Source organism: bacterium (genome assembly GCA_021159335.1).
Taxonomy (GTDB): domain Bacteria; phylum UBP14; class UBA6098; order B30-G16; family B30-G16; genus JAGGRZ01.
In genome coordinates, this window is sequence record JAGGRZ010000090.1 from 1 (window position 1) to 6,754 (window position 6,754).

Sequence of the window (6,754 nt, forward strand, 5' to 3'; positions counted from 1 at the left end):
TTGAGGTAGTGGGTCATATTAATGGTTGGCATTCAGATATGGTTAAGAGAGGCAGATATCTGTATGTATATTGCCGATGGACGGGAAATCTTGAGATAATAGAGTGTTTATTTGATTCGAGTAGTGTTAATGATGGTGATAGTTATTACAGGCATGATGGAGAAGATATAGATATATATCCTAATCCTGTGTATTATGGTGGTAAGGTTAATATCTCATCACAGCATGACATAACAATCTACGACATCCGCGGGAATGTGGCAGCGAAAATTTCGGGCGGCAACAAAACGGTAAAGCTTAACCTCGCCCCGGGAATCTACTTCGCCGTTTCAGGCAATGGGGGAAAGAAAGCAATAAAGAAGTTCGTGGTTATAAAATAAAAAACCTTAATCCCCGCGGTTTCCGATTTCCCGCGGTCTCCGCGATTCCCGCCCTACGCCAAATAACTTGAAAATAAAATTTATTCCTTTATTTATCGTTGAGGCTGATTAAAATAGATATGATAGTAGAAAGGAGAACCGATGAGCGAGCAACCGCACAGTGAGCGAGAAATAAGGCTTGCAAAACTTGAGGAAATAAGGGAAAAGGGTATAAATCCGTATCCACCGCGGGTTAAACACCAGATGGACATAGCCAGACTTCGCGAAAAATTCGACCAGCTATCCGAGAACGACGAAAAAGTCTCGGTCTGCGGAAGACTAATGGCAAAAAGGTTGCATGGTAAAAGTTCATTCGCCCACATACAGGATGGAACAGCAAAAATCCAGATATACGCACGATACGACATCCTTGGGGACGAGAACTATAAATTTTTCAAAAAATACATAGATGTGGGGGACTTCGTCGAGGTTTCAGGTTCGCTTTTTGTCACCAAAACGGGCGAGAAAACCATCCTCGTCGACGAACTAAGGCTTATAGCGAAGGCATTAAGACCACTCCCCGAAAAATGGCACGGACTGGCTGATGAGGACAAGAAAATCCGCTTTAGATACCTCGATATGGTTATGGACCCCTCCGTCAAAGAGCGATTCGAGCGTCGCGCAACGATAATAAAATCAATACGAGAATTCCTCGACTCGAAGGGATTTGTGGAGGTGGAAACGCCGATGCTTCAACCGATATATGGGGGTGCTTCCGCAAGACCATTCGAAACATATCTTAACGCGCTCGATATGAAACTTTACCTTCGAATAGCAACCGAGCTTTACCTTAAAAGGCTCCTCGTTGGGGGCATGGACAAAATCTACGAGATAGGCAAAAACTTCCGCAACGAGGGTATAGATAGAATGCACAATCCCGAGTTCACGGCTATAGAGGTATATCAGGCATACAGCGACTATGAGGGCATGATGAAATTAACCGAGGAAATGGTAAAATTTGTCACAAAAACCGCATTGGAGAGCGAGAAGGTGGTTTATCAGGGGGTGGAGACGGATATTTCAAAGCCTTTTGATGTAGTTAGCTTCTGGGACATTATAGCCCAGCGCACGGGCAGAAATTTCCGCAGTGCAACCCGCGAGGAGATAGCGGAGTATCTTCGCTCCGAGGGAATAGAATTTAACGAAAACGCACCAAGATACACGCTTGTGGATGAAGTATTTAAGGAAAAAGTAGAGAAAACTCTGATACAGCCGACATTCGTCATCGATTATCCCGTAGAACTTTCCCCTCTTGCGAAGCGTAAGGAGGACGACCAAGATCTGGTGGAACGATTCGAACTATTCTGGTATGGAATGGAGATAGCCAACGCGTTCACAGAGCTCAACGACCCTATAGACCAGCGCAAGCGTTTCGAGCAACAAATGTTATTCCGCGCAAAAGGCGACCTTGAGGCACAGGTGCTCGACGAGGACTTCCTAACGGCGCTTGAATATGGAATGCCCCCCGCTGGCGGAATGGGGATGGGAATAGATAGACTCGTTATGGTGCTCACGGACTCCTATTCAATACGGGATGTAATAATTTTCCCTCTGGTGCGACCAAAAAAAGAGAATTAAAAAGAGTAAATTTGATGAAACAGCTAACGCTTTTCATAATAGGATTTCTCATGTTCGTGGTGCTCGCCACCGTCGACAGCTACCTCGACCGCACAATAAGGCGCAGGCACCAAAGAGCGGACCTAACCCCCATAGAGCTCAAACTGTCGGTTCAGCCAAGATTCATTGCCCACGGCGATTCCGCAAAGTTCACCTTGACCGTCAAAAACAAAACTTATGACACATTAAAGTTCACGCTCAGAACACCTGTTGCAGCCATATTCGCTGTGAAAAAAGATGGCGTAACAATTTGGGATTCCATGCACGGAAAAGTGGTGGCGCAAGTTATAACGCCGTTTGTCCTCGCACCGGGGAAGGAGAAAAGTCTGCATTCTTGGTGGAATGCAAGGGATAATACCGGGAAATATGTTATGCTCGGCAAATACACCGTTGAAGCGCGTTTTCTCGGTAGTGACACCTGCATCGTAGATTCAGTTTTCGTGGTCGATTAGGGGGCATCATGTCAATACTCATAGCCATAATAATGCTCGGAATAATAATATTCCTCCACGAGCTGGGGCACTTTTTAGTCGCGAAACTTTCCGGCATCAGGGTGGAAAAGTTCTCCATAGGATACCCGCCTAAAATTATAGGCAAAAAAATCGGCGAAACGGAGTATCAGATTGGTGCAGTCCTTTTTGGCGGTTATGTGAAGCTTGCCGGCGAAACAGAACAATCAAAGGACTTGGAAGACCCGCGCGCATTCCTATCCAAACCGCCGGGAACGAGGATTCTTGTGCTCTTTGCGGGACCATTCATGAACTTTCTCACAGGTTTCCTAATCTTGGTATTCGGCTTCATGATTTATGGGGAAAGCAAGCCGGTGTTCGAGGTCCCGAAAATAGGAACCACCGTTCCGGGAATGCCGGCGCATCAATGTGGAATAAAGCCCGGCGACCTCATACTAAAAGTTAATGGGGACACGGTAAAAACATGGAATGAACTCGCAGACCTCATCCACACTAAACTCGACACCGAAATAACCCTAACAGTAAGGCGCGGAGATTCTGTGTTCAATGTGATATGCAAGACCATAGCCCGCCGCGTGAGAACCGAATCTGGCGATACGGTGTTCGGTATGATAGGGGTTATATGGCACTCGAAACAGGTGAAGCCAACTCCTCTAAAAGCATTAGTTGATGCCGCCGATGCATCCGTGAGGTTCGCCGGAATAATCGTAACATTCATCGTGGACCTCATAGTAGGACGCGGAAGTCTGCATGATGTTGGCGGGCCAATAATGATAGCCCAGATGGCTGGTCAATCAGCAAAGCAGGGATTCTGGCAGCTTATGTTTTTTATGGCTGCCCTATCCATAAACCTTGCCGTGCTAAACCTCATACCGCTCCCGATACTGGACGGCGGACAAATCGTATTCACGACATTTGAAGCCATATCAAGACGCCGCGTCAGCGAGCGATGGCGAGCTATATTTCAGCAGATTAGCATATTCATACTTTTAATGCTCATGATTTTCGTTACCATAAAGGATGTTATGAACCTTTTCTAAACATGACGAACGGGAAACCAAAAATTCTTGTGCTCGACACGCAAAACCGCCTTAAGCTCGACGGCACTGTGGTGGGGAATCAGCGCGACTTTTTGGCAAAACTCCGCGAGGACACTTTCGACTGCGCTGTCGTAACCAAACTCGAGGATTTAAAGCTTCCTCTAACAAAATTTTTGAGGAATGTCGCCCACAGAGCGCCGTTAATGCCAATAGTGCTTATTTCCGATAACATCGAACCCGGATTAAGGGGACTGGTCGATGCTATTTTGCCTGTTGATGTCGATAAAAAATCCGTTATGAGCACCATAAATAAAATTCTTTCCCGTCGAGAAATACTTGCCGAATGTGGTCTTGTCGGAAGATCAGAAGCTATATATGCAATAGCCGATGTTATAGTTCGTGTCGCCCCCACCGACATCCCCGTTCTCATAATAGGCGAGAGCGGAACGGGAAAAGAACTCGTTGCAAAAGCACTTCACAAGCGCTCGAAGCGTTCAGATGGCCCATTCCTTCCCGTCAATTGCGGAGCTATACCCGAAACGCTTATCGAATCACAACTTTTCGGATATAAAAAAGGAGCGTTTACGGGAGCGGCTAAGGATACTCCGGGATTCATTGAAAAAGCAGACGGTGGAACACTTTTTCTGGACGAAGTAGCCGAAATACCGCTTTCATCACAGGTTAAACTACTAAGGTTCCTTGAGACGGGGGAATACTTTCCGGTAGGTTCCGCAACGCCAAAGCACGCAGATGTAAGAATTATAGCCGCAACCAACAGAGAATTAACCATAATGATGCGACAGGGCAAATTCAGAGAGGACCTCTATTATCGCATAAACGGTGTTAAAATTTTCATTCCACCGCTAAGAGAGCGCCCGGAGGACATAGTTATCTTAATATTCTACTTTGCGCAAAAAATCGCCGAAAAACATGGTATAAAATTCGCTGGCATAAGCGACGATGCGCTCGAAGCCATGATGTCGTATCACTGGCCCGGCAATGTCCGCGAATTAAGAAATCTCGTGGAAAACATGGTCCTGCTTGCGGGAAACAGAAAAATAAAACTTGATGACATAAAACACTACTTCGCCGAGCACCAAACTATCGGAAGACCCCTACCAATTTTGCACACCGCCGAGGCACCCTCCAGCGAAGTCATGAGGGAAATACTTTACATTCTGCGGGAAAACAACAGGATTCTCAGAGAAATTTCGGAGCGACTCTCCTCAACAGCCGATATAAAGAGTGCGGAGCGAGAGGCAATAATAAATGCGCTGAGGCTTGCGGGCGGTTCAAGGAAAAAGGCAGCGCAACTGCTTGGAATCTCCACGCGAACGCTTTATCGGAAAATGAAAAAATATTCGATAAATTAGAGAAAATAAATCTCACAATTTTTGATTTTTTATAAAAATAATCTTGACAATCTTATTTTTCACTTTAATTTATTTCTGTAATACTTTATCATATATGAAGAAAGAACTTGCTAAAAAAATACTTGCTGAACTCGTTTCTTTCAAAACGGAGAGCACCAAAGGCACCAACTACGAAGAATGTGCCAAATTCATAGCAGATAGCCTCTCCAAAATTGGCTTTGAAACTAACATAGTAAGCGAAAAAACGCCAGATGGGAAAATTCATCCTAATGTTATAGCCGAGAAAAAGGGCAAAAAAAATGATGGGGCAATCCTCTATGCTGCTCACTTCGATGTCGTCCCACCCGGAGAAGGCTGGGACTCCGACCCATGGAACCTTTCCGAACGCGATGGAAAGCTTTACGGCAGAGGAGCCTCTGATGATAAAGGAGCTATTGCCGCCTTCATTGCTGCCATGACTGACTTTACCCCCGAGGTTACCGCTAAGGCGGTTTTCGTTTGTGATGAGGAAATAGGCGGGCAACACGGTATGGGGTTTGTCACCAAAAAGGTCAGAAGTTGGTTCTCCGATGTTAAATTCGTCTGGTTAGCGGACTCTTCAGCTGAATTCATAGCAAATGGCTCATCGGGGGTTCTTGGCGGCGAAGTAGTCGTCCACGGTATAGGGAGTCATGCAGGATTGCCATACAAAGCTAAAAATCCCGTTCACATGTTGATTGATTTCCTCAAAGAACTTAAAGAATACGAAAAGATTGCTTTAGAAAAGAAATCTCATGCTAATGCTCCACCCAACTGCCCATATGAAAAGGTCCCCAGAAGATTCTCTATAACTATACTTTCTGCGGGGCACAAAACAAACATCATACCAAATGTCGCAAAGGCAGGGTTCGACCTTAGGTTCCTTCCCGAGGAAAGCTCCTCCAAGGCGAAGAAAGACTTCGAAAAGTTCTTCAATGGGGTGGTGGAAAAAACAGGAATCAAAGCGGAGCTGAATTTCCTTTACGGGCATGAGGGCTACATTCAGCCGTTAACTGAAGCTGTGGTTCAATTCAGAAGGTTTGCGGAAAAGCACTTCGACATAAAAGGTTTCGCCGCATGCCTTGGGGGAAATGACGCCGTATATCTCGCCAAACTTGGTCTCACAGTAATCGGATTTGGACCCATAGAAGAGGATACGAGAATTCATATGCCCAACGAATTTATTAGAATTGAAACCTTGGAAAAAATGATTAGTTTAATCAATGATACTTTTATAAAAGATTAAGTTGTCTTCTTCACATCGGGGGGAAATATGGGTAATCATAAAGAAGAGATCAAAAAGTTAAGAGATGAACTCGTAAAATTAAGGGAAACTCTCGAAAAAGTCGAAGCAGAGTCGAAAAAGAGCTTCGAAAAAATCCTCGACAGCCTCCCAGACCCAGTCTTCATAGAATCAATAGATGGTAGAATACTTTTTGCCAATGAAGCTGCGGAAAAGCTTCTCGGATATACAAAAGAAGAACTGCGCAGAATGAATGCATCAGAGCTGATTCCTGAGGAAAGCAGGGACAAAATGGATGAAGTCATAAGACAACTCGAAAAAGAAGGTAGCTTCAGAGTCCTTGCGAAAAACAGAAAGAAAACTGGCGAAATCGTGGATGTGGATGTCAGCGGCACATTCCTAGAACACCTTGGCGAAAAGGCTATAATAGTGGTCGTTAAGGATGTGACGGAACAGATAAAAATTAAGGAAGACCTTGAGCTTAACTACCAGCGATATGAAACTCTATTCAACACAACCAATATAGGGATTTGGTACTTCGAGACTAAGCAGCCGATACCAGTGGACCTTCCAA

General features: G+C 45.0%; 7 protein-coding genes. All 7 read left to right on the forward strand.

Features of this window, described 5'->3' with window-relative positions:
* A partial coding sequence (locus J7J62_05400; GenBank protein ID MCD6124588.1) for a T9SS type A sorting domain-containing protein occupies positions 1-380 on the forward strand: 380 nt, incomplete at its 5' end.
* A 141-nt stretch (positions 381-521) separates the two neighbouring features.
* Positions 522-1,997 carry a lysine--tRNA ligase gene (gene lysS, locus J7J62_05405; protein ID MCD6124589.1) on the forward strand — a complete coding sequence of 492 codons (1,476 nt, stop codon included), beginning with the start codon at positions 522-524 and terminating at the stop codon, positions 1,995-1,997.
* A 14-nt stretch (positions 1,998-2,011) separates the two neighbouring features.
* Complete coding sequence (locus J7J62_05410) at positions 2,012-2,488, forward strand: hypothetical protein (protein MCD6124590.1); 477 nt, start codon at positions 2,012-2,014, stop codon at positions 2,486-2,488.
* A gap of 8 nt (positions 2,489-2,496) precedes the next feature.
* On the forward strand, positions 2,497-3,546 hold the full coding sequence (rseP, locus tag J7J62_05415; GenBank protein MCD6124591.1) for an RIP metalloprotease RseP: 1,050 nt from the start codon (positions 2,497-2,499) through the stop codon (positions 3,544-3,546).
* Positions 3,547-3,548: 2 nt separating this feature from the next.
* Positions 3,549-4,919 carry a sigma-54-dependent Fis family transcriptional regulator gene (locus tag J7J62_05420; protein ID MCD6124592.1) on the forward strand — a complete coding sequence of 457 codons (1,371 nt, stop codon included), beginning with the start codon at positions 3,549-3,551 and terminating at the stop codon, positions 4,917-4,919.
* Positions 4,920-5,013: 94 nt separating this feature from the next.
* Positions 5,014-6,183 carry a M20/M25/M40 family metallo-hydrolase gene (locus tag J7J62_05425; protein ID MCD6124593.1) on the forward strand — a complete coding sequence of 390 codons (1,170 nt, stop codon included), beginning with the start codon at positions 5,014-5,016 and terminating at the stop codon, positions 6,181-6,183.
* 27 nt (positions 6,184-6,210) lie between these two features.
* A partial coding sequence (locus J7J62_05430; protein MCD6124594.1) for a PAS domain S-box protein occupies positions 6,211-6,754 on the forward strand: 544 nt, incomplete at its 3' end.

What these genes read in the sequence shown, in the direction of transcription:
- rseP (MCD6124591.1), top strand. Translation starts at nt 2,497, where the DNA reads ATGTCAATACTCATAGCCATAATAATGCTCGGAATAATAATATTCCTC.
- J7J62_05420 (MCD6124592.1), top strand. Translation starts at nt 3,549, where the DNA reads ATGACGAACGGGAAACCAAAAATTCTTGTGCTCGACACGCAAAACCGC.
- J7J62_05425 (MCD6124593.1), top strand. Translation starts at nt 5,014, where the DNA reads ATGAAGAAAGAACTTGCTAAAAAAATACTTGCTGAACTCGTTTCTTTC.
- lysS (MCD6124589.1), top strand. Translation starts at nt 522, where the DNA reads ATGAGCGAGCAACCGCACAGTGAGCGAGAAATAAGGCTTGCAAAACTT.
- J7J62_05410 (MCD6124590.1), top strand. Translation starts at nt 2,012, where the DNA reads ATGAAACAGCTAACGCTTTTCATAATAGGATTTCTCATGTTCGTGGTG.